17 protein-coding genes are annotated in these 23,697 nt (G+C 33.1%); 11 read left to right on the forward strand and 6 right to left on the reverse strand.

Annotation, left to right across the window (positions count from 1 at the left end; all coding sequences use genetic code 11):
• The 3 genes from C8N27_RS03555 to C8N27_RS03565 form a co-directional block, all read right to left on the reverse strand.
• Nucleotides 1–3,096, reverse strand: a 3,096-nt coding sequence (locus C8N27_RS03555; RefSeq protein ID WP_208639303.1) for a hypothetical protein, incomplete at its 3' end; no start/stop codon positions are given.
• Between the two features lie 489 nt (nucleotides 3,097–3,585).
• The gene (locus C8N27_RS03560; protein WP_121146305.1) at nucleotides 3,586–4,593 is read right to left on the reverse strand and encodes a glycosyltransferase family 4 protein; all 1,008 of its coding nucleotides are present in this window, start codon (nucleotides 4,591–4,593) and stop codon (nucleotides 3,586–3,588) included.
• On the reverse strand, nucleotides 4,594–5,526 hold the full coding sequence (locus C8N27_RS03565; RefSeq protein WP_121146306.1) for a DUF8457 domain-containing protein: 933 nt from the start codon (nucleotides 5,524–5,526) through the stop codon (nucleotides 4,594–4,596).
• 101 nt (nucleotides 5,527–5,627) lie between these two features.
• Between C8N27_RS03565 and C8N27_RS03570 the strand changes: the two genes are divergently transcribed.
• Genes C8N27_RS03570 through mscL form a run of 3 tightly spaced genes read left to right on the forward strand, consistent with a single transcriptional unit; the run spans nucleotide 5,628 to nucleotide 7,792 of the window.
• On the forward strand, nucleotides 5,628–6,245 hold the full coding sequence (locus C8N27_RS03570; protein WP_099214731.1) for a thymidine kinase: 618 nt from the start codon (nucleotides 5,628–5,630) through the stop codon (nucleotides 6,243–6,245).
• The gene (gene alr / locus C8N27_RS03575) at nucleotides 6,235–7,338 is read left to right on the forward strand and encodes an alanine racemase (RefSeq protein ID WP_121146307.1); all 1,104 of its coding nucleotides are present in this window, start codon (nucleotides 6,235–6,237) and stop codon (nucleotides 7,336–7,338) included. Before C8N27_RS03570 ends, alr begins: the two co-directional genes overlap by 11 nt.
• A gap of 52 nt (nucleotides 7,339–7,390) precedes the next feature.
• Nucleotides 7,391–7,792 (forward strand): large-conductance mechanosensitive channel protein MscL, encoded by a 402-nt coding sequence (mscL, locus tag C8N27_RS03580; protein WP_201796520.1) that lies wholly within the window; start codon nucleotides 7,391–7,393, stop codon nucleotides 7,790–7,792.
• Between the two features lie 62 nt (nucleotides 7,793–7,854).
• On the opposite strand, the gene C8N27_RS03585 is transcribed toward mscL, so the two are convergent.
• Nucleotides 7,855–8,445, reverse strand: a complete 591-nt coding sequence (locus C8N27_RS03585; RefSeq protein WP_121146308.1) for a carboxymuconolactone decarboxylase family protein — start codon at nucleotides 8,443–8,445, stop codon at nucleotides 7,855–7,857.
• Between the two features lie 120 nt (nucleotides 8,446–8,565).
• Between C8N27_RS03585 and C8N27_RS03590 the strand changes: the two genes are divergently transcribed.
• The 3 genes from C8N27_RS03590 to C8N27_RS03600 all read left to right on the forward strand — a co-directional run bounded on the left by C8N27_RS03590 (nucleotide 8,566) and on the right by C8N27_RS03600 (nucleotide 11,119).
• On the forward strand, nucleotides 8,566–8,991 hold the full coding sequence (locus tag C8N27_RS03590; protein ID WP_028891787.1) for an OsmC family protein: 426 nt from the start codon (nucleotides 8,566–8,568) through the stop codon (nucleotides 8,989–8,991).
• A gap of 21 nt (nucleotides 8,992–9,012) precedes the next feature.
• Nucleotides 9,013–10,698, forward strand: coding sequence for a single-stranded-DNA-specific exonuclease RecJ (gene recJ / locus C8N27_RS03595; protein ID WP_121146309.1), 1,686 nt, complete (start codon nucleotides 9,013–9,015; stop codon nucleotides 10,696–10,698).
• Nucleotides 10,699–10,774: 76 nt separating this feature from the next.
• The gene (locus C8N27_RS03600) at nucleotides 10,775–11,119 is read left to right on the forward strand and encodes a hypothetical protein (RefSeq protein ID WP_099214735.1); all 345 of its coding nucleotides are present in this window, start codon (nucleotides 10,775–10,777) and stop codon (nucleotides 11,117–11,119) included.
• 31 nt (nucleotides 11,120–11,150) lie between these two features.
• Here the strand turns inward: C8N27_RS03600 and C8N27_RS03605 are convergent, their stop codons facing one another.
• Nucleotides 11,151–12,203, reverse strand: a complete 1,053-nt coding sequence (locus tag C8N27_RS03605; protein ID WP_121146310.1) for an endonuclease/exonuclease/phosphatase family protein — start codon at nucleotides 12,201–12,203, stop codon at nucleotides 11,151–11,153.
• Nucleotides 12,204–12,389: 186 nt separating this feature from the next.
• Between C8N27_RS03605 and C8N27_RS03610 the strand changes: the two genes are divergently transcribed.
• Nucleotides 12,390–15,206, forward strand: a complete 2,817-nt coding sequence (locus C8N27_RS03610; RefSeq protein WP_121146311.1) for a carboxypeptidase-like regulatory domain-containing protein — start codon at nucleotides 12,390–12,392, stop codon at nucleotides 15,204–15,206.
• Between the two features lie 19 nt (nucleotides 15,207–15,225).
• On the forward strand, nucleotides 15,226–16,638 hold the full coding sequence (locus tag C8N27_RS03615; RefSeq protein WP_121146312.1) for a DUF5689 domain-containing protein: 1,413 nt from the start codon (nucleotides 15,226–15,228) through the stop codon (nucleotides 16,636–16,638).
• A gap of 81 nt (nucleotides 16,639–16,719) precedes the next feature.
• On the opposite strand, the gene C8N27_RS03620 is transcribed toward C8N27_RS03615, so the two are convergent.
• Nucleotides 16,720–18,801, reverse strand: coding sequence for a M20/M25/M40 family metallo-hydrolase (locus C8N27_RS03620; RefSeq protein WP_121146313.1), 2,082 nt, complete (start codon nucleotides 18,799–18,801; stop codon nucleotides 16,720–16,722).
• A 195-nt stretch (nucleotides 18,802–18,996) separates the two neighbouring features.
• On the opposite strand from C8N27_RS03620, the gene C8N27_RS03625 reads away from it, so the two are divergent.
• The 3 genes from C8N27_RS03625 (at nucleotide 18,997) to C8N27_RS03635 (ending at nucleotide 23,683) form a co-directional block, all read left to right on the forward strand.
• On the forward strand, nucleotides 18,997–19,881 hold the full coding sequence (locus tag C8N27_RS03625) for a metallophosphoesterase (protein ID WP_121146314.1): 885 nt from the start codon (nucleotides 18,997–18,999) through the stop codon (nucleotides 19,879–19,881).
• Between the two features lie 265 nt (nucleotides 19,882–20,146).
• On the forward strand, nucleotides 20,147–21,349 hold the full coding sequence (locus tag C8N27_RS03630; protein WP_121146315.1) for a porin: 1,203 nt from the start codon (nucleotides 20,147–20,149) through the stop codon (nucleotides 21,347–21,349).
• Between the two features lie 72 nt (nucleotides 21,350–21,421).
• The gene (locus tag C8N27_RS03635; RefSeq protein WP_121146316.1) at nucleotides 21,422–23,683 is read left to right on the forward strand and encodes an inorganic phosphate transporter; all 2,262 of its coding nucleotides are present in this window, start codon (nucleotides 21,422–21,424) and stop codon (nucleotides 23,681–23,683) included.
• The last annotated feature ends 14 nt before the right edge of the window (nucleotides 23,684–23,697 follow it).

The following is a 23,697-nucleotide window of genomic DNA, read 5'->3' on the forward strand; positions in this document are numbered from 1 at the left end:
TGCTTGGTTACATTCTTCTAGCATGATGTCGTCTTGGTCTGCAATGACTGGGGCAGTTTCATCGTACATTCTGGTTACGCGGATTACCACTTCTGATGCTGGGTTTCCACAGTCATCCGTTGCATTGAACGTGTAGTCTCTGTATTGTGTACAGCCGTCTTCACCTGCCATTACTTCTCCGGCTACTCCGTTTAGGCTTCCTGATTTCTCACCTCCGATTCCACAGTTGTCTGTCCAAGTAGTGCTTACCACTTCTGGCCATGCTTGGTTACATTCTTCTAGCATGATGTCGTCTTGGTCTGCAATGACTGGGGCAGTTTCATCGTACATTCTGGTTACGCGGATTACCACTTCTGCCGCTGGGTTTCCACAGTCATCCGTTGCATTGAACGTGTAGTCTCTGTATTGTGTACAGCCGTCTTCGCCTGCCATTACTTCTCCGGCTACTCCGTTTAGGCTTCCTGATTTCTCACCTCCGATTCCACAGTTGTCTGTCCAAGTAGTGCTTACCACTTCTGGCCATGCTTGGTTACATTCTTCTAGCATGATGTCGTCTTGGTCGGCAATGACTGGGGCAGTCTCATCGTACATTCTGGTTACGCGGATTACCACTTCTGATGCTGGGTTTCCACAGTCATCCGTTGCATTGAACGTGTAGTCTCTGTATTGTGTACAGCCGTCTTCGCCTGCCATTACTTCTCCGGCTACTCCGTTTAGGCTTCCTGATTTCTCACCTCCGATTCCACAGTTGTCTGTCCAAGTAGTGCTTACCACTTCTGGCCATGCTTGGTTACATTCTTCTAGCATGATGTCGTCTTGGTCTGCAATGACTGGGGCAGTCTCATCGTACATTCTGGTTACGCGGATTACCACTTCTGATGCTGGGTTTCCACAGTCATCCGTTGCATTGAACGTGTAGTCTCGGTATTGTGTACAGCCGTCTTCGCCTGCCATTACTTCTCCGGCTACTCCGTTTAGGCTTCCTGATTTCTCACCTCCGATTCCACAGTTGTCTGTCCAAGTAGTGCTTACCACTTCTGGCCATGCTTGGTTACATTCTTCTAGCATGATGTCGTCTTGGTCGGCAATGACTGGAGCGGTCTCATCGTACATTCTGGTTACGCGGATTACCACTTCTGATGCTGGGTTTCCACAGTCATCCGTTGCATTGAACGTGTAGTCTCTGTATTGTGTACAACCATCTTCGCCTGCCATTACTTCTCCGGCTACTCCGTTTAGGCTTCCTGATTTCTCACCTCCGATTCCACAGTTGTCTGTCCAAGTAGTGCTTACCACTTCTGGCCATGCTTGGTTACATTCTTCTAGCATGATGTCGTCTTGGTCGGCAATGACTGGAGCTTCATCATCTGCTGTAACTGTAAATGTTCTTTCACAAGAAACTACTTGCTCACATTCATCAGAGACTTCATATCTTAAAACAATACTTCCTCCACAAGCATCTGGTGCTTCAAGAGTATTTACATCAACTTCATTTTCTCCTATATAATATTTTTCTACTACAGTTCCATTTCCTCCTGAATTTGAAAATCCAGATAACCAAGTAGTAAAAGCACTATTGATATCTTCTTGTGAAGTACATTCTGGTATTGTTTGGTTTTCTGGACAAACTTGATTTAAAGGAATTAAAGGTTCTCCATTCACCTCAAAATCATCTTCTGCCGTACAACCAAAAACTCCTGGAGCAAACTCTAAAGTTGCTGCTACACTATACGTCCCTGCTTCAGTTACTTCTAATGTGTTTCCTGTTTCTCCCTCTAACTCTTCTCCATTTTTATACCACACATACGTAAATGTATTTCCTTCTGGAGTTGCAGTTGCTGTTAATGTAATACTATCTTCTGTACATCCTAAATCTTCACCTTCAATTTCTACTGTTACTTCAGGTGTATCTGCTAAACTAAATGGTCCCGCTAAATCTTTTAACTCTGCGGTAAATGAATCAGAAGACCTTGTTTTTACAATTACACTTCCTAACGGACTTATACAATCTATTCCAGGAGTACTACTTGAATCAAAACCTAATGCTGATGCGTTAATTGCTATTTCTGCAAAAGTAGTTTGAGAGTAGTCAGACACTATGTTTCCTCCTTTATTAATTGTTCCCCAAGGTCCTGCTGGTACTGGACCAGCGTCATTTACTTGAGAGAACACTGCATCTGGTACCCCTTGTCTTAATTGTATTTCTGCATATCCATAATTTCCTGCTCCATTACCACCATCATACTGTATATACCCATTATTATCTTGTTTAAATTCAAATGGTCTAAAGGGCAACGTGTTATGTGTATCAAAATAAGAGTCTGGAACCCCTACTAATTCAACCCAAACATATAGTTTAATTATTGCATTAGCTCCTCCATTAGCATAATTAACAGAAAGGATGATATCTCCATGTTGTAATACTGAACCATCTGGATTAAATACATATGGGGTTCTTCCTCCTGTAGCTGATAAGTCCACCTCTGATTGAATAGTTCCACCTACTAAGTTTACTTTTTCTCTAAAATATTCGAAGTCTAAATAACTATCTCCACTATCATTTCTTGTTGAAGCCCCTAAAAAAGCCCATTCATCTGTTCCCACAGTAGCCCCTTCTCTTCTTAAGTGCCCAAAAACATCTATAATATCATTTTTTTGAGGTACTGAGGCATCAGTAATTGTCCAAGTATTTGGATTATCATTGTTTTTATCTGACCCTCCTGTAAATACATTTGAATCTGTATTATTACCTTGTGCATTCTGATCTCTGATAAATACAGCATCAATCCATAATCTTCCATCTACAACTGTATAAATAGGAACACTCATTCTTATTTCAGCAGAAGCATTATCATCTACTAGTAGATTTGCTGTTACTGCCGTTGGCGTTTCGTCTATCACCCCTTTCCCTGAGTCTCCTAAAAACCAATCATCTGTTCCAAATGGGAAGACTGCTCCATTTGGAAAGGATACTATTCCTGAATACACATCTGAATCAACACCAAAGTTTGCTTGAACTGTTGTTTCTGTATTTACTATTTGTGCATTCACTGCATTTGTTACAAAGAAAAAAAGCACGACAAGAAGACCTGTCATACTATATAGGCATCTTTTAAAACCTTTATCAATGCAGTTTTTTAACGTTTTTAACCCTTTCCTTTTACAGGCAGGTTCTGTATCATTAAGCAACATATTGTAATATTTTACATGGTATTATTCTTTAATTTTTTGTTATTAAAGGGGTTACACATCTAGCCAACATAAAAAACGAGTTGGTTGTAAAACATCTATTATAAAGAGGTCGTTAAATAACTAAAGTTTTATTTTTAGTTGTAAGAGAGGTTACAAAACAAAGAGGTTAAAGGGATATCTTGTTGAGAGGTTAGAAAAACTCATGTAAGAAATATGAGTTAGGAGAGCAAAGTTAATCAATTAACATTTACTTAACAAGTTTACTTATTAATACTAAAATTAAAAAGGGGTTTTCCCCCTATATTTTAATTAGATGTTCAAAGCTATTTAATAACTACCAAGCTACCTTTATCAATTTAAAAAGTTTGAGTTTTTTTCAGGCAAAATACTTTATTATAAAGTTTTTTTGCTTACCTCTTTATATACCTTCACCAGTTCTTTAGCTTCTTTTTTTGCGCTCCAATTTTCTTCAATTTCCCTTCGAGCTCTACCTCCTAAACTGGGAAGCTTATCATTTATTAGGTTTGTAATTATTTCTTGAAGTTCTGCTGTATTTCCTGAATTAAACAAATACCCTGACTTTAAATTTGTTATTAGCTCAGAATGTACTCCAACATTTTTTGTTGCTACTACTGTATTTGCACATGCCATTGCCTCTGCACAAACTAAAGAAAAGCCTTCTGTAAAAGACGGTACTACCGAAATTTTAGCTGCTTGATAATAAGAAACAATATCTGGAGTTTCATCAATAAAATAAACCTGATTTTCTACTTTATTTTTTTTTGCTATAGTTTTTAATTCTTCTAAAAATGGTGGTTTATCTACTTTACCTACAATAACCAATGCCCAGTCTTTATTTTTTAGTAATTCGGGTGCTACGGCTTCTAATAATACTATTTGTCCTTTCGCTTTTCTTACTCTTCCTGCACAAAGGATAATATTCTTTTGCGAAATGTTTTTTAAACTTTTTTCTGGATTAGGAACAAAAAGATTTGTATTTACACCATGTGATACTTTTACATTAGAAATCCCTAAATTTTTATGCATTGAGCTTGTTAACGTAACAACCTCATCTGATTTCTTTAATAAAAACTTGGTAAAACTAGACGGATCTGTTTCAGCATGTCTTGTAGCTACTAATTTGAATTTCGCTCCTAAGACTCGATACCATAGCATTTTTAAAATTTCATTGTTACGGTGACAATGAACAACAATGTTTTCTTTAGAAAATAATAACTTTTTTAATTGAGAAACTCTAATTTTTTCTCCTTCTATACCATAACCATACAAATAAGTCGTACACAGCTTCTTTAATTCAGGAAGTATATTTTCAATACTTCTTGTAACACCTGTTCTTCGTTTATGAAAGTGAGTATGTATAACTATAAGATCAGAATTCATTTAAGCAAATCTTCTTTCAATAATTTCCAACAACCTATTTTCGTATTCTTCCTTTTCCGACCAGTCATAATCTGGTTTTATCATTTTATTTATAAACTTTTTCGCTTCTTTTTCTGTTTTAATAGTATTTAGTTGAGATACTACTCTGTTAAAATCGTTTTGATCTCCATTAAACAAATGTTTAACAAAAGCAATTCTATCATTCAAATCAATTTGAATTGTAGTTTGAAAATGGTCATTTAATGATTTCTTAGGAGCTGCCTTAGTGAATAAGTCTGTCATAACATCAACCGAAATGGTATCTTGTAACTCATCTTCTAAAGTTGGAGTTTTTCTTTCCCCAACATCTTTTACATCATTTTTTACATCATCAGCATCTCCATGTAATAGTTCTTCTAACTCATCAAAAGGCTGCTCAATAATTTCATTAGTAATTATTTCTTCATTAATTCCTTCTATTACTTTTTCAGCTATTTCATCTGCTTCTTGCTCAAACTTTTCTTTTAAGTCTTCTTCTAAATAATGTACTTTCCTATCTTCTAAAGACTCTTCCTTTTGTACCTTTTCTTCTACAGACTTTTCTACTTTTATCTCTTCTTGAATTGGTTGTTCCGTCTTTTCTACTTCAGCATCCAAATCACCTATAACATCATTCTCTGCCTCTACACTTACCTCTTCTACTTTAGGTAAAATTTCTTCCACGGCTTCAGCCTGCTTTTTTTCTTCAGCAAGTAAAACATCTTTTAACAGCTCTTCTTTAGTTTTTGTTGGATTTGGAGTGTTATTTATATATTCTTCTACATACGCTAAAACCGAAAGTTTTTCGTAAACCTCATATGCTTTTTGTTTTAACTCAAACACATCTTCTCTATTTTTCATCTGTAAGATACTGTGTGCTAAACTGGTTAAATCCGATGCTAGTTTTTTGTGCATAAGTTGTTGTTTGAATTTAATTTTTGCTGTTAAATTTTAATAAATTTGTTCCTCATTCGAAAGTAATACAAAAATCAATAATTAGAGCTTAAAATTACAAAATGTTTCTTGAAAATACAGTAAATCATACAGAACAATTTGGTTGGATTGAGGTAATTTGTGGCTCAATGTTTTCGGGGAAAACCGAAGAATTAATTCGTAGACTTAAACGTGCGCAGTTTGCTAAACAACGTGTTGAAATTTTTAAACCATCAGTTGACACAAGATACGATGATGAGGAAGTAGTATCTCATAATGAAAATAGAATTCGTTCTACACCAGTTCCTGCATCTTCAAACATTAGGCTATTAGCTAATGATGTTGATGTTATTGGAATAGACGAAGCACAGTTTTTTGACGACGAAATCGTAGCTGTTTGTAACGATTTAGCCAATAGAGGAATTCGTGTTATAGTAGCTGGTTTAGATATGGATTTTAAAGGAAAGCCGTTTGGACCTATGCCTGCATTAATGGCTACCGCAGAATATGTTACTAAAGTTCATGCTGTATGTACACGTACAGGGAATTTAGCCCACTATAGTTATAGAAAAGCTCAAAGTGATGACTTAGTACTTTTAGGCGAAACTCAAGAATACGAACCACTTAGTAGAGCTGCTTATTATAAGGCTATGAAGGAACACGAAATACATAATAAAAAAGAAAGCAATAATGAACAGTAATCACGTAACCGTATTAGAAATTGACGCTAAAGCTGTACTACACAACTTAGCCTATTTTAAACAGAAGCTACAGCCTACAACAAAAATATTAGTTGTTGTTAAAGCTTTTGGTTACGGAAGTGAGTCTACAGAGGTTGCTAAAATCGCACAAGAGCACGTTGATTATTTTGCTGTTGCTTATTCAAGTGAAGGAATAGCTTTGCGCGAAGCTGGAATTACAACTCCTATTTTAGTTCTAAATCCTCAAATTCAAAACTTAAAAGATATTGTAAAATACCGACTTGAACCTAGTTTATATAGTTTCAAAATCTTTGATGCTTTTTTAAAACTTGCTGATGAAGAACCTTTAATGAACTACCCTATACACTTAAAATTTAATACTGGGTTAAATCGATTAGGGTTTTGGCATACTGATGTCCCTACAATTGTAGCAGAGCTAAAAAAATCAAATAACGTAAAAGTTGAGTCTATATTTTCTCATTTAGCTGCTAGTGAAGACCCTCGTGAGCAAGAATTTACTATTGGACAAATTAACAACTTTGCTTATATAGTAAAACAAGTTTATGAGCACTTAGGATATCAACCCATGATACATATCTTGAATACATCAGGAATTATCAATTACCCACAAGCTCAATTCGATATGGTACGCCTAGGAATAGGTTTATATGGTTTTGGAAATGATGAACAAGAAACCGCTCAACTTAAAAACACTCATACGCTTAAGTCTATAATTTCTCAAATCAATATAGTTCAACCAGGTGAAACAGTTGGGTACAATAGAGCTTTCGTAGCTAGTCAACCTACACGAAGTGCAACAATTCCTATAGGACATGCTGATGGCATTTCAAGAAAGCTAGGAAATAAAAATGGATTTGTTTTCATTAACAATCAACCAGCACCTATCATTGGAAATGTGTGTATGGATATGATTATGGTAGATGTTACTAAAATTGATTGTAAAGAAGGTGACGAAGTTATTATTTTCAATCATCAACAACATGTAGAATATATGGCTCATAAATGTGAAACTATTTCATACGAAATACTTACTGCCTTATCTCAACGTATAAAAAGATTGGTGAAAAGTTAATTTTTTTATACTTTTCAATTCAATTAACTAATTAAAATTCAAAAATATGGGAATGCTCAAAGAATTTAAAGACTTTGCAATGAAAGGAAATTTAGTAGACATTGCAGTAGGTTTTGTAATGGGTGCCGCTTTTAAACAAGTAGTAACTTCTTTTACTGGTGGAATTGTTTCTCCTTTAATTGGACTTATTTTCAAGGCTGATTTTAAAGACGTAAAATACGTTCTTAAAGAAGGTGTAGCTGATGAGGCTGGTAAAGTAACAGGAGAAGTTGCTATAATGTATGGTGAGTTTTTAACCAATGTTATCGACTTTATTATTGTAGCTTTTGTAATGTTTATGGTTGTAAAAGCTGTAAATGCTATGAAGAAAAAAGAAGAACCTGCACCAGAAGCTCCAAAGGGACCTAGCCAAGAAGAGTTATTAGCAGAAATTAGAGATTTATTAAAAAAATAATCTATTAAATACTTAATAAAAAAGCTCGCAATTGCGAGCTTTTTTATTTTTGATAATTTCATTTATACATGCTTTCCTTTATTCCAACCATGTTTTCCTAAATATTGTTCTCCACTTTCCACTGCACCATCTTCTATACTTGTTCCCATAGAATCATTCCAACGGTTTAAATACCCAAAGAGAGAAATTACGCCTAACATTTCAACAATTTCACCTTCTTCCCAGTATTTATATAATTCTTCTTTAATTTTTTCATCCACCATATTCGGAACCATTGAAGCTGCTAATGAAAAATCTAATGCTGCACGTTCCGCATCAGAAAAGGCAGGATGTGTTTTATATTCCCAAATATTATCTAGTTGTTCTTGTTCTGCGCCATAACGTTCTGCGGCACGAATTGCATGAGCTTGACAATAACGACAACCCGTAGCATTACTACTTACCCAAGCAATCATTCTTTTTAATGCTGAAGTTACACGACCATGATTTTCCATAACTGCCTTATTTAAATTGATAAAAGCTTTGGAAATTTCTGGACGTCGTTGCATGGTTAACACTGAATTAGGGCAAAAACCTAAGGTTTCATTATAAAAATCGGATAGTTGTTTGGTTTCAACATCGTGGTTTGGATCTAAAGGAGTTACTAAAGGCATAGATTTATTTTTTAAGTTTTTAATACTAACTTTTTACTGTAAGTTTGTGTTACTATTTAAATGTATTAAGTCGAAATGTACATTGACTTACTTACGCAATAAACAAAAAATTATCAAGATATGGCAACAAACACAGTTACAACCGTTTGGAAAGAAAACATGCAATTTGAAAGTGATAATCCTAGTGGACATCCAATAGTTATTGATACTTCTGAAGAGCATGGAGGAAATAATACTGGTTTACGACCTAAAGCTATGATGCTTTCTTCTTTAGCTGGTTGTTCAGGTTTAGACATTGTTCCTATGTTAGAAAAAATGCGTGTTAAAATTGATGATTTTAAAATTGTTGTTACTGGTGAATTAACCGAAGAACACCCAAAATATTATCATAAAGTATTAGTAGATTATCATTTTTACGGAAGTGATTTAGATGAGAAAAAAATTAATAAAGCAGTAGATTTATCAATAGAAAAATATTGTGGTGTTATGGAAATGTTTAGAAAATTTGCTGATGTAACTACAGCTATTCATTTACATAACAACTAATTTATTTTTGATAAAATTGCTATGCGCTGGACATTAAAACCACAACCAGACACCATTAAAGTAAAACAATTAGCCAAAGAATTATCTATCGATACAACCTTGGCTAAAATTTTAGTACAACGTGGTATTGAAACATTTGATGAAGCTAAACATTTCTTTCGCCCTTCGTTGAGTGATTTACACAATCCTTTTTTAATGAAGGATATGGAAATCGCAGTACAACGCATTGAAACAGCTATTGCAAATAACGAAAACATTTTAGTTTTTGGCGATTACGATGTTGACGGAACTACAGCTGTTTCTTTAATGTCATCATACTTAAAAACAATTCATCCTAATATTGCAACCTATATTCCTGATCGTTATGAAGAAGGATATGGAGTTTCTTTTCAAGGAATTGATTTTGCTGAAGACAATGGGTTTTCTCTCATCATAGCTTTAGACTGTGGAATTAAAGCTATTGATAAAGTTGCCTACGCTACTGAAAAAAATATCGATTTTATTATTTGTGATCACCACAAACCAGGAAGCGAAGTTCCGAAAGCGGTTGCTGTTTTAAATCCTAAGCAAGTAGATTGTAGCTATCCGTATGATGAATTATGTGGTTGCGGTGTTGGTTTCAAATTGATTCAAGCATTAGCTTCAAAAAGAAATCAAACTACTGAAGATTTAATTCCGTATTTAGATTTAGTAGCTACTGCAATTGCAGCTGATATTGTTCCTATGACTGGTGAAAATAGAGTGTTAGCTTATCACGGATTACAAGTTATCAATTCTCAACCTCGAAATGGTATCAAAGCCATTATTCATCAGTTACAAAAAAAAGAACTCACTATTACCGATGTTGTTTTCATAGTCGCTCCGCGGATAAATGCTGCGGGACGTATGAAACATGGAAATTATGCTGTTGAATTGTTAACTGAAATGGATTTTGACTCGGCAATTGAATTTGCTTCAGCAATAGAAAAATTTAATTCAGATAGAAAAGAATTGGATAGAGCTATTACCCAAGAAGCTTTATTACAAATTGAAAACAATAACGAACAAGAGAAATACACTACAGTAGTTTTTGATGAAAACTGGCACAAAGGTGTTATTGGTATTGTAGCCTCTCGTTTAACAGAAACCTACTACAGACCTACTTTGGTCTTTACTAAAAGCGGTGATAAATTAGCTGCTTCTGCTCGTTCAGTAAAAGGATTTGATGTATATAATGCTTTAGAAGCATGTTCTGAGTTTATAGAACAATTTGGAGGACATAAATATGCTGCAGGTTTAACACTCTTACCCGAACAATATGAAAATTTTAAAAATAAGTTCGAAGAAGTTGTTTCCGCTACTATCGAAAAAAGCTTATTAACTCCTGAAATTACTATTGATGCTGAGATAGACCTGTCAGAAATTACCCCAAAATTCTTCCGTATTATTCAACAAATGGCTCCATTTGGCCCACTAAATATGAAGCCTGTTTTTACCACTACAGCTGTGAGAGACAATGGTTACGGAAAACAAGTTGGTGCTGATTCTAGTCATTTAAAGTTAAATCTTATCTATGGTTCAGATCAAAAAACATACAATGCTATTGGATTTGGTTTAGGTAATAAAATATCTACCATTCAAAATGATTTTGATATTGCTTACACATTAGATGAAAATACATGGAATGGCTATACTTCAATTCAACTAATGTTAAAAGATTTAAAGTAGTAAAAGCCTTTCTGTTTTTTTTATTTAGAATAATTCCAAATAAACTTATATATTTGTTATCGAAATAAATATAGTTATGGACGGAATTACTAAAATATACGACAACAACATAGGTATTTCTTTTCATTGGAAAGAAAACGATTCAAACTTAGTTCAATTAATATTTAGAGATACAGGCTTTCATTTAACTGAACAAGAAATAGAGTTATTTTTAGACAAAGTAACTGATTCTAAGCTTCAAAAAAATTGCGCTACATGTAGTAAAGGCAGAGACTGTAGATCCATTCTACTTCAAACTCCCTCAAATAAAGTAAGTATGGCTGTATCATCAGTTGAACTGTGGCAAATAGACGATCTTTTAAAAGGTACTTTGTTTCAACTTAGAATGAATAATTATTTAAATGATATATGTAAAAATTAAAAAGACCTGCAAGTTTTGCAAGCCTTTTTAATTATTTATCTTCTTTAATTAAGTACATATATACTGGGTAATGATCACTATACCCTCCTGTATACCTCCCATAAGAAAAACTTCTGAAAGGATACCCTTTATAACGTCCACTCTTTTGGGTTAAAAAACGCTTATTAAAGATTCCTGACTTAAACATTTTGTATGTTGAAAAATCTTTTTTCCCTTTATCTAATAAAGGAGAAGTGAACATAATTTGATCAAATAGATTAATATTATCTCTATAACCTAATGTATTAAACCCACGACGAAACATATCTTCGTACGGATTATAAATATCACCTTCTTTTACATTCTTCTTCTTACTTTTAGTTTGCAAAACAGTTTTAAAGCTAGAGTTGATAGGATCATCATTAAAGTCACCCATAATCAACACTTTCGGGTTCGGATCGTTCAGCTTAATTTTTTCTATAATTTGCTTCACTTTATAAGCTGCTTTTTCACGCAATGGTCTACTTTTTGCCTCCCCACCTCTTCGAGATGGCCAGTGATTTACAATAATATGTATTAATTCATCATCTAAATAACCTGAAACTAATAAAATATCACGTGTATAAACTTTTCTGTTTTCATCATAAATATTAGGGTTGAATGCCTCAAAATGAATCGGCTTGAAGTAACGTGGTTGATACAGCAACCCTACATCGATTCCTCTTTTGTCTGGAGAATCAAAATGAATAATACTATAACGTTTCTTTTTTAACCTTTCTGACGCTACTAAATCTTCTAAAACTTTTTTATTCTCAACTTCTGCTACACCTAAAATTGCAGGACTAGTCTTAGCCTTTTCTGCTCCTAATTGTAGGATAACCTCTCCCAGTTTATCAATTTTATCTATATAAACCTCTTCTTTATCTCCTTTCATCTCCATAATTGGACTTGCTTCATCATTCTTTTCAGGATCATTCTTAGTATCAAAAAGGTTTTCTAAATTATAAAAACCAACAGTTCTTATTTTATATTTTTTTGCTCCTTGTTGTGCATATGAAGAAAAAACAACAAGAGTTAAGACTAAAAGTAAAGCTATATTTCTCATTTAATAAATTTTACGCGACAAAAGTAAAAACAATTTTCAAGCCAAAACCTATAATTTACACAAAACTAGCTTTCATAACTTTAACTTAATATTAACATAACCATAATTTTCGTAATTTTGCCTCCCTTTTGCCATAATTTCGGCTCTGGGAATTAATATATTCAAATATTTTATAAACAATCATTTATGAGAAATTTTACGATAACAATGTTATTGCTTTTTTCAGGTTTATTTGGCTTGAATGCGCAGAATATTGTAAAGGGGATCGTAATAAACGGCGATTCTGAAAATCCTATGCAAGGTGTTTCTGTAAGTGTAAAAGAAGCTAACGTCACTAGTACTACAGACGCTAGTGGTGCTTTTACACTAAATGGTTTACCAAACGGAAGACAAATTGTAACGGTATCATTAAACGGGTATGAAACCCAAAACTTTCCAGTTGAACTATCTGGAAAAACAGTAGATTTAGGTACAATCTTTATGTATGAAGATTTATCTGAAGATCAAGATTTAAGCACCATCACTATCACTGACGATGAATTAAGTGGTGATACAAGTGCATCAGATAATATTTCTGGGCTATTACAAGCTACAAGAGATGTATACTTACGTACAGCCGCTTTTGAATGGAGTAGTTCTTTTTACAGAGTTCGTGGTTTAGATTCTGAAAATGGTAAAGTTTTACTTAACGGAATTGAAATGAATAAGCTGTACAACGGAAGACCTCAATGGAGTAACTGGGGTGGATTAAACGATGTATTACGTAACCAAGAATTTAGTAATGGTTTAGCTCCTTCAAATTACACATTTGGTGGTGTTTTAGGATCTACTAACATTAGTACTAGAGCTTCTGAGTATAGTGAAGGAGGGCGTATTTCTTATGCTTCTTCTAATAGAAGTTATAATCACCGTTTAATGGCAACTTATGCTTCAGGTTTATTAGAAAACGGTTGGGCTATCGCTGCTTCTGGTAGTAAAAGATATGCTGATGAAGGCTATACCGATGGAACAAATTATAATGCACACTCAATTTTCTTTTCTATAGAAAAAAAATTAAGTGATAAACATAGTTTAAATTTCACTTCTATTTATGCTCAGAACAGAAGAGGAAAATCTTCATCAAATACCGAAGAGGTTTTCGATTTAAAAGGGAGAAAATACAACTCTTATTGGGGGTATCAAAATGGAGATATGAGAAATTCTCGTATCAAGAGAGTTGAAGAACCTATAATCATGTTAAGCCATTATTGGAATTTATCTGATAACACTACTTTAAACACCAATATTGGATACCAATTTGGAGAAATAGGAAATAGTCGTTTAGATTATGGTGGTCATAAATTAGATGGAATTGATGCAAACACAGGTAATCCATATATCGTAAGCTTAGGCGGAAGTAACCCTTCAGCAGACTACTATCAAAAGCTTCCAAGTTATGCTATCAGACAAGGAAATCCATATGTTTACGAAGTGCAACAAGGTTTTATTAACAATGGTCAAATAAACTGGGACAACCTATATAAAGCTAACAGAAAAGAAACAAATAACGGTTACTCTTCTTACATTTTATATGAAGACAGAAATGATGACAAGCAATTAAACATTAATAGTATTTTAAACTCTCAATTAAACGACAATATTACTTTAAATGCTAAAGTGCAATATTCTCGTTTAAACTCAGAAAACTTTGCTTATATGTTAGACCTTTTGGGAGGACAACAATTTTTAGATGTAGATGGTTTTGCTGATATCGATTCCGAAAGACAAAATGATCTTCAAAACCCATATAGAACTGTTACTACTGGAGATCGTTTTAAATACAATTACAAATTAAACTCTGAAGTATTAAATGGTTTTGTTCAAGCACAATTTAAATACAATAAAGTTGATTTTTATCTTGCTGCAGATATTAATAAAACGACACACCAAAGAGAAGGACTATATCAAAATGGGGCTTTTCCAACTATTTCATTAGGAAAATCTGATAAAATTGATTTTACTAGCTTTAGTGGTAAGGCAGGCTTTACCTATAAAATTTCAGGGCGCCATTTATTAGATTTTAATGGAGGGTATATTACTAAGGCTCCTTTAATTAGAAATGTTTTCTACAATGCTCGAGAAACTAACAACATTGTTGACAATTTAAAAACTGAAAAAATCTTAACAGCTGATGCTAGTTATATTTTAAGAACTCCTTTTATTACATCAAAATTAACTGGATACTATACACAAATTAAAGACGCTACAGAAGTAAGCTTTTTCTTTGCACAAGGGCTAGAACTAGAAGCCTTGTTTCAAGAAACCATGACTGGTGTTAACAAACAACATATTGGGGCTGAATTTGGTATTGAAGCACAAGTAACACCTACCATTAAACTGAAGGGAGCTGCTAACTATGGTCAATATACATATACAAACAATCCAAATGTAAAGTTAAATACCGATGTAAGCGCTAGCACAGACTTTCAAAGCTCAGGTTTTGACCCTGTTACAGGATTAAAAGACTATGGAGTTTCTAACTTAAAAAATTACAAAGTAGCAGCTGGTCCTCAAACCACATACTCTATTGGTTTTGAGTATCGCGACCCAGATTATTGGTGGGTTGGTGCAACCATGAACTTTTTTGACAATATTTATGTAGATGTGTCTCCTCTGTTAAGAACTAGTAGTTTCACTCAAGATTCAAACGGGATCACCTTTAACGATTACAACCCTGCAATTGCTAGAGAGTTGTTAAAGCAAGAAAAATTTAATAATTATAATACTGTTAATTTAATAGGAGGTAAATCATGGAAAATAGCTAATAATAAGTTCATCAGTGTTTTTGCTAGTGTAAACAATTTATTTGACACAGTATACCGAACTGGAGGATATGAAGCTTCAAGAAATGCAAACTATAGAGCATTAAGAGATGATAAGGCTTTAGAAACTCCTGTTTTTGGAAACAAGTATTGGTATGGTAGAGGTACTACTTACTTTTTAAACGTAAATTATAGATTCTAACAAAACGAAATACAAAATCATGAAAAATAATAAATTAAATATCATTGCATTGTTAACTCTTTTCTTAGGGTTAGTATCTTGTGTTGAAGATGGAGATTATTCACTTCCAAACACAGACCAAAAAGAGCCTAGTATTGCTCAATTTGCTAATTCTCCTTTTTCTACGGTTAAAGATCAATTGAAGCAAGAGTTTAATAATAACAACAAATTAGTATATACATTTCCAACCCCTGAAGCACCAAATACAAATCCTTTAGCTGTTATTGAAGCATATGTTGTATCTTCTGATGCTACTGGTAACTTTTATAAAAAGTTAGTTATTCAAGATAAAGTTGAAAACCCAACTTCTGGTTTTGAATTGTTATTAGACAATACTTCTTTAAGTCAATCTTTTGAGCCAGGAAGAAAAGTGTATGTTGTTTTAGATGGTTTAACGGTTACTTATGATGATGGTGAAAGAAACATTGATCCAGAAAACGGAGTAGCTGGTAAATACACTGTTGGTCAATTAATTGACGATAGAGTAGACGAAGTAATTCAACCTAGAGTTGAAAAACATGTTTTTGCTTCAACTACTAAAGCGGATTTAGTACCAACAATTATCAAAATTGAGGAAATCACTGGTGACAACATTAATACATTTGTTACAGTTGAAGGCGCTCAATTTGACAGCAGTCAATTAGGAAATACTTTTTCTGGTGAACCAAATGATAATTTTGACGGATTAAGAACTTTTTCTGAGTGTGAATCAGGAAACAGCATCAACCTACAAACTAGTACTTTTGCTAGTTTTAAAGCCAACTTAGTTCCACAAGGTAGAGGTTCAATTAATTTTGTACTAACAAAAGACTTTAGAGCAGAAAATTTCGTTGCAATTGTAAATACTCCTACAGATATTAACTTTGAAAATCAACGATGCGACCCTCTATTTGAAGAAAACTTCGAGGATCAACCTAATGGTAGTGTTATGATTGAAGGATGGACAAATTATCAAGAAGATGGAACACAAGATTGGAATGTATTTAGTGATAATTATTCTCTAGGAAACTCAGCTAGAATAGGTTCTTATAATTCGGGAGATGCTAGCACAATTGCATGGTTAATTACTCCTCAACTAGATCTTGATGCACAAGAAAGTGAAGTTTTAAATTTCAAAACATCAAATAGCTTTTCTGATGGAAGTAATTTAGAGGTTTTAATTTCTACAGACTGGGATGGAACTGAAGCTAATATTGCATCTGCTACCTGGATTACTTTACCCGCAACTATTGTTGATGATTCTGAATACTATAAAAACTGGGTTAATTCTGGTGACATAGATTTATCTGGGTATACTGGTACTGCGTATATTGCTTTTAAATATACAGGTAGCGGAAATAGTGGAGAAGATGGAACTTATGAGTTAGACGATATTACTGTAAAAGTGAAATAAAGTGTTAGCTTTTTAAAGTTAGTAATAAATAAAAAAAGCCCAAGGTTTAAAAACTTGGGCTTTTTTATTCTATGTTTAAAATTACTTTTTAACTAATTGTTTAGTATACATTTTCCCCGTATCATCTAAAGATACAAAATAGATGCCTGCTGATAACTTTGAAACATCTACATTATTACTTCTAGAGTTCATTTTTATTTTTTTCAACAACCTTCCATTTACATTATAAATAGCAACTTCTTTATTTTTCCACAACTCATTATTCACTTGTAAAACTATAGCACTTCCTTCTATAGGGTTCGGAGAAAAAACAATTACATCTTTATCATTTACTAAAACTTGCCTTACACTTAAATTATCGGTTTTAGCACTACCACAGTTTCCAATATTATTCCATCCACTTGAAGTTCTCTCATACAAAACATTAAAATAAACAACTCTATCACCAACCTGATAGTTTTGAGAAGAATCATATTGAGGTACACCATCACAAATATCTGTGCTAGTACCTCCATCTCCTTCAATAATATTTAGAGTGTAATCTTCAACCTCTCCATAATCAAATGAACCACAAGAAGAAGGAGTATTATTGTATCGCATAGACACTCTCATTCTTGTTACTCCTAATTTTGCAGTATTAGGTACAGTAAAGCTACCACTCACTGAATTATCAGTAGATGCACTTTTAATCCACACTTGCTCTCCATTATCTTCAAAATCAGAATCCTGATTATAATCTATCCAAACAGCATATCCTTCTTTATAAACCGTTCCTGTCCATTTAGGTGTAACAGTTATTGTATTGGAACTTCCTTGCTCTATATCAGTTGAAATATTAGTAAAATCTTCATATCCATTTGTAGCTCCTGAATTATTATTAATTGACCCAAGTGTTACATTCTGAATATATTCATCATTCACATTATTTCCTTTTGAATCGCAATAAGTTGGTACACTTACACTTCCTTTACTTTTAGCTACCTCAATTAAGTACTCTAAACCAAGTTTAGCAAATTTTGCCGCATGCGTAGCATTAGCAGTCGGAAATCGGTCAGATGTATCATTTACTGTATGAATATAAGGACTTGAACCGTTAAATGATGCTTCAAAAGGGAAAGCTGCATCATATCCTTGTTGTGCCCAACTATAATGATCAGAACAACCATAGTTACATCGTGTATAATCGTAAGTAAATTGATGACTTCCTGAAGTATTATAATGATCCATAAGACTCGCTAAAAAAGCATTAAGAGTACTACTATTATAACTATCATCAGAAATGTAGACATCTTTAGGTGACCCTTTATAATTTGTCATATCAAATTGCACGTACGATAACACATTAACATTTCTATTTTTATAATCCTGTGCAATCTCTTTTGAGCCTCTTAAACCAACTTCTTCAGCAGCAAATGCCATAAACTCAATAGTTCGTTTTGGCTGAAAGTCCATTTGAAAGAGTACTCTAGCCATTTCTGTAATTGTAGCAATACCAGAAGCATTGTCATCAGCACCAGGTGCATTTGTTTCTCTTTCTGGACTAACAGAATCGATATGACCACCTATTATTACGTATTCATTTGGAAGATCACTTCCTTGAATTGTCATAACTACAGAAGGCATTGTAGTACTACTATGGTTAACTATTCTAACACTAACGTCAGACCTACCGCTAGCCATTGTTTCCCATTTTTGTTTTAAATCTTGAACAGCTTGTGTAGCTTTTTGGGTTGTGTGATATCTAGTTCCATAGTTTTCAAGTTCTACTATATGATTAGCAATATTTGTATTATTCACCAAGCCTAAACTTTGGTTTACAAGTTGATCTTCACTAATGGTATACGATGCTCTCTGTTGATACGTTTTTTTACTTTGAAGCTTCTGAATAGTTTGTAAAGCTTCTTTTTCAGAAGATTCATAAATAAACCCTGGACCATGAGTTAAAATCATATGATGCAGTTTTTCAGCTGCATGATGACTTAATTTTACTGCACTAAAGCCATTTGTGGAGGAAAGAATTTTAATATCTGCAGGAGCAACTTTTTGTAGTTTTAAGGCGTCTTTGGTTTCAATAGTACCATAAAACATTTTTTCTTGGCTGTAAACATTAGAAAAACTAAGGCACAGCAATAGTAACGAAAGTAGTAAATACTTTTTTTTCATTTTTGAAGGGTATTAATGTTAATTATAAATTCCCTTGTAAGTTATTAAAAATTAACATTATAGAACTAAAATATTTTTCATCTTCTTATTTAATCATAAACTTAACTTTAAAGTTTATCTTTTTTAACACTCAATAAGTTTTGTTGTATACTTCATTTTTTCGCACCTTTATGTGCACATAAACTTTTTCTACAAATGTCTTCAAAGCATAGAATAAACAGAGCTTTTAAAAGAGCAAAAGAGCTACCTTTAAATGAGAGCTCTAAATATATTTTATTTTCTGATTGCCATAGAGGTGATAACAGTTTTGCTGATGACTTTGCACGTAATAGAAAAATATATCACTATGCTTTATCTCAATATTTTCAAAAAGAATTCACCTATATAGAATTAGGGGATGGTGATGAGCTTTGGGAGAATAAATTTGTAAATATTTTTAATGCCAATAAATACATTTACCTATTACTTCAAAAATTCCACCAACAAAACAGGTTATATTTTATCTGGGGAAACCATGATATGAATTATCGAAAACCTAAAAATGTTGCTAAAAACTTTAATTCTTATTACGATACTATTGATGGAAAGAAAAAAGAATTAATGACAAATGCTTCTTTTTCTGAAGCAATTAAACTGGTACAAGAAGATGGTAAATCTATCTTCTTACTCCACGGACATCAGGCAGATTGGTTTAATTATACTTTTTGGAAATTCAGTAGGTTTTTGGTTCGTGTTTTGTGGAGACCATTACAAATACATGGAATTAAAGACCCAACAAGTCCTGCTCAAAACTTTAAAGGATTAATAAAGGTAGAACGCCGTTTAGAAGAATGGATTAAGAGTAATAATAATCAAATGATTATTACAGGACATACACATCGCCCCAGATTTCCATCAAAAAACAAACTTCCACATTTTAATGATGGTAGCTGTGTACATCCTAGATGCATAACTGGTTTAGAAATTGAGAATAATGAAATAACTCTTATTAAGTGGCATGTAGTAACTAAAGAAGATGGTACTATGCAAATTACAAGATCTGTTCTTGAGGGGCCTAAAAAAATAACCGACTACATTTAACTTCGTAACTTTTTATTAACTTAAACCCTCACATCACATAACAGTTTATTAAATTGTACTTAATATTTATATTAAAAAAAGAGAATACTTTTGATTCACCTCTAAAAGAGGAGTAGTCATTATAAATTTATTAGTTTTTGTCGACTATTTATTTGACTCACTATATACTGCCTTGAAAACAAGGCAGTTTTTTAATATTAGATTAACACTAAGTTAACATAAGGGTTGGTTATTTGCCGCGACAAAAACTAATAAACAACATCTAATGAACTATAAAACAGTACTTACGTCTGTAAGTATGTTTGTGTTACTCTACACACATGCACAACAAACAAACGCACCAAAATTTGGAAAGGGTATATTTAATCTAGTTGGAAAAGACAGTACTTGGTCTATGAATATGGGTGCTAGAATGCAATTTTTAGCAACTGCAGAATGGGATTCTAACAAAGATGGTTTATATAACCCAACATCTTCAATGTTAGTAAGAAGAGCTCGTTTAAAATTTAAAGGATTTGCTTTTTCTCCCAAATTAAAATATAAAATGGAACTTGGATTGTCTAATAGAGATATTAGTGGCGCTTCAGAACATACAGGAAACGCCCCAAGATACATTTTAGATGCAGTTCTAAAGTGGAACTTCCATCAAAATTTTGAATTATGGTTTGGACAAACCAAACTACCTGGAAACCGTGAACGTGTTATTTCTTCTGCTAATATGCAATTAGTAGATCGTTCTTTATTAAACAAACGTTTTAATATTGATAGAGATATGGGAATACAGTTAAGACATCATTTTAATTTATCTGATAAGTTTATTGTTAGAGAAGCTTTAGCTTTTTCGCAAGGTGAAGGAAGAAATGTTACCGTAGGAAACCTAGGCGGACATCAATATACTGCTCATCTAGAATTTTTACCTTTTGGAAAGTTTGAAGGCAAAGGAGATTATATAGGTAGTGATTTAAAAAGAGAAAAAACTCCTAAGCTTGCCATTGGTATGAGTTATGACTTTAATAACAATGCCGTAAAAACCAGAAGTAACCAAGGTACTTATATGGTTAATGATGAAGGATACTATCAAACAAACATATCAACCTTTTTTATGGATGCTATGTTTAAATATAAAGGATTCTCTTTTATGGGAGAATATTCATACAGAGACGCCGAAGATCCTTTCGCAAAAAACTCAGACGGAACTCTTACCGGAGAAATTGTACAAGTAGGAAGCGGTTTAAACCTTCAATCAGGGTATTTATTTGCTAAAGACTGGGAAGTATCTGGTCGCTTTACTAACATTTCTTTGGACGAAAACATTACAGGAAAAGGAACTGAAAATCAATACACAATAGGATTATCAAAGTACATTGTTGGTCATAAATTAAAAGTACAAACCGATATTAGTTACTTAGATATAGCAACAGCTACAAATCAATTAATGTATAGATTACAGGTAGACGTACACTTTTAAATGATAACATAAACATAACATGAGAGCGTTCTTGTGTAACTAAATTTGCAAAACTTAATTAAAAACTAAAAAATGGGAGATCCATATATTTTGATGCTAGTCGCTTTAGCTGTTTTAGCTATTGTAGACTTAGTTGTGGGAGTTAGTAACGACGCTGTTAACTTTTTAAATTCAGCAATCGGTTCTAAAGCAATTAAAGTAAGAAATATTATGATAATTGCGAGTGTTGGGGTGTTTTTTGGAGCAATTACCTCAAGTGGTATGATGGAAGTAGCACGTAAGGGTATTTTTAACCCTAGCATGTTTATGTTCCAAGACATCATGTTTATTTTTATGGCAGTTATGATTACTGATATCTTACTATTAGATATCTTTAACTCATTAGGAATGCCTACATCAACAACGGTTTCTATTGTATTTGAATTATTAGGAGCAGCTGTTTGTGTATCATTAATTAAAATTGCAGCCAACGACGCTCAATCAATTTCAGACATTTGGAACTACATTAACCATAAAAAAGCTATTCAGATTATAAATGGTATTCTACTCTCCGTAGTAGTTGCCTTTTCTGTTGGAGCAATCGTACAGTTCTTTTCTCGTTTAATTTATTCATTTAATTTTGAAAAAAGAGCTAGTTACATCAATGCTTTATTTGGTGGTTTTGCAATCACAGCTATTACATATTTTATCTTTGTTAAAGGAATGAAAGGAACTCCTTTTTATAAAGATATAAAACATTTAATTGAAGGAAATACACTTGTTATAATTGCTGGAGGCTTTATTTTTTGGAGTGCTATATCTCAAGTATTAATCCATTTTTTTAAAATCAATATCTTAAAATTGATTATTGGTGTAGGTACCTTCTCTTTAGCAATGGCCTTTTCTGGTAACGATTTAGTAAACTTTATTGGTGTACCAATCGCTGCTTGGAACTCATACCAAGCTTGGGAAGTATCTGGTGTTGCACCTGATGCATTCTCTATGGGTATTTTAGCTAAGAAAGTACCTTCTAATGTATGGTTATTATTATTGGCAGGAGCAGTAATGGTTGTCACTTTATGGACTTCTAGCAAAGCTAGAAATGTAATTAAAACTGGTATTGATTTATCTCGCCAAGGAGACGGACATGAAAAATTTCAACCGAACCCATTATCTAGAGTTGTAGTTAGAGCAGCTATGGGAGTAAACCTAGGTATTAGTGCTATTATACCTAAAAAGACTTTAAACTTTATCGATTCAAAGTTTCAAAAACCTGTAATTGAATTACCTAAAGACAAAACTTACGAAATGCCTGCTTTCGATTTAGTAAGAGCATCTGTAAACTTAATTGTTGCTGGTATTTTAATTTCTATTGCAACTTCAATGAAATTACCATTATCTACCACTTATGTAACATTTATGGTAGCAATGGGTACCTCTTTAGCTGATAGAGCTTGGGGACGTGAAAGTGCTGTTTATAGAGTTGCTGGTGTAATTAATGTTATTGGTGGATGGTTCTTAACAGCCATTACAGCTTTCTTAACTGCAGCTTTAGTAGCTTACTTAATTAGCTGGGATATGGTAATGATTCCTGTATTGTTATTAGTGGTTGCTCTTTTAATTGCAAGAAACACTTTACAACACAGAAAAAAATCTAAAGAAGAAAAGAAGCAAGTACATATGGAACGAGCAGAATTAATCACTATTAACGGTGTGATTGAAGAAAGCTCAGATCATATTGCTGGTGTTGCTAACCGCATTAATAAATTATACTCAAGCGTTGTAAAAGACCTTGCTACGCACGATTTAGTTAAATTACGTAAAACGGACAAGCACGTTACAAAACTAAATGATGAAATTGATAACTTAAAAGACGGTGTATTCTACTTTATTAAGTCTTTAGACGATACTTCGGTACAAGCAAGTAGGTTCTATATCTTAATTTTAGGGTATTTACAAGACGTTGCACAGTCTATTAGCTACATCTCTAGAGCTACATACAAGCACGTTAACAACAACCATAAAAACCTTAAAAAAGGACAAATTAAAGATCTTAAAAGTATTGACAATACGCTTTCTAAGCTATTAGCTGATATTGCTGATACATTTGAAAATAGAAGTTTTGATAATTTAGGACATATTATTAACGAAAAGAAAGAGTTATTAAAAGATGTATCTAAATCTATAGAAAAACAAGTAGAACGTATTAGAACAGATGAAACAAGTCCAAAGAATACTACATTATACTTTAGTATTTTAATTGAGACACAAGATTTAGTATCTGGATTAATGAGTTTACTAGAAACATACGAAGAGTTTCACATCAGTACGAAAACAGCTGAAATAGAAGCTTAATCAAACAAAAAAAG

Source organism: Tenacibaculum discolor, from assembly GCF_003664185.1.
Lineage (GTDB): Bacteria > Bacteroidota > Bacteroidia > Flavobacteriales > Flavobacteriaceae > Polaribacter > Polaribacter discolor.

Coding starts and splice junctions, on each gene's coding strand:
- C8N27_RS03560 (WP_121146305.1), bottom strand. CDS start 4,593: ATGAATTCTGATCTTATAGTTATACATACTCACTTTCATAAACGAAGA.
- C8N27_RS03565 (WP_121146306.1), bottom strand. CDS start 5,526: ATGCACAAAAAACTAGCATCGGATTTAACCAGTTTAGCACACAGTATC.
- C8N27_RS03570 (WP_099214731.1), top strand. CDS start 5,628: ATGTTTCTTGAAAATACAGTAAATCATACAGAACAATTTGGTTGGATT.
- alr (WP_121146307.1), top strand. CDS start 6,235: ATGAACAGTAATCACGTAACCGTATTAGAAATTGACGCTAAAGCTGTA.
- mscL (WP_201796520.1), top strand. CDS start 7,391: ATGCTCAAAGAATTTAAAGACTTTGCAATGAAAGGAAATTTAGTAGAC.
- C8N27_RS03585 (WP_121146308.1), bottom strand. CDS start 8,445: ATGCCTTTAGTAACTCCTTTAGATCCAAACCACGATGTTGAAACCAAA.
- C8N27_RS03590 (WP_028891787.1), top strand. CDS start 8,566: ATGGCAACAAACACAGTTACAACCGTTTGGAAAGAAAACATGCAATTT.
- recJ (WP_121146309.1), top strand. CDS start 9,013: ATGCGCTGGACATTAAAACCACAACCAGACACCATTAAAGTAAAACAA.
- C8N27_RS03600 (WP_099214735.1), top strand. CDS start 10,775: ATGGACGGAATTACTAAAATATACGACAACAACATAGGTATTTCTTTT.
- C8N27_RS03605 (WP_121146310.1), bottom strand. CDS start 12,203: ATGAGAAATATAGCTTTACTTTTAGTCTTAACTCTTGTTGTTTTTTCT.
- C8N27_RS03610 (WP_121146311.1), top strand. CDS start 12,390: ATGAGAAATTTTACGATAACAATGTTATTGCTTTTTTCAGGTTTATTT.
- C8N27_RS03615 (WP_121146312.1), top strand. CDS start 15,226: ATGAAAAATAATAAATTAAATATCATTGCATTGTTAACTCTTTTCTTA.
- C8N27_RS03620 (WP_121146313.1), bottom strand. CDS start 18,801: ATGAAAAAAAAGTATTTACTACTTTCGTTACTATTGCTGTGCCTTAGT.
- C8N27_RS03625 (WP_121146314.1), top strand. CDS start 18,997: ATGTCTTCAAAGCATAGAATAAACAGAGCTTTTAAAAGAGCAAAAGAG.
- C8N27_RS03630 (WP_121146315.1), top strand. CDS start 20,147: ATGAACTATAAAACAGTACTTACGTCTGTAAGTATGTTTGTGTTACTC.
- C8N27_RS03635 (WP_121146316.1), top strand. CDS start 21,422: ATGGGAGATCCATATATTTTGATGCTAGTCGCTTTAGCTGTTTTAGCT.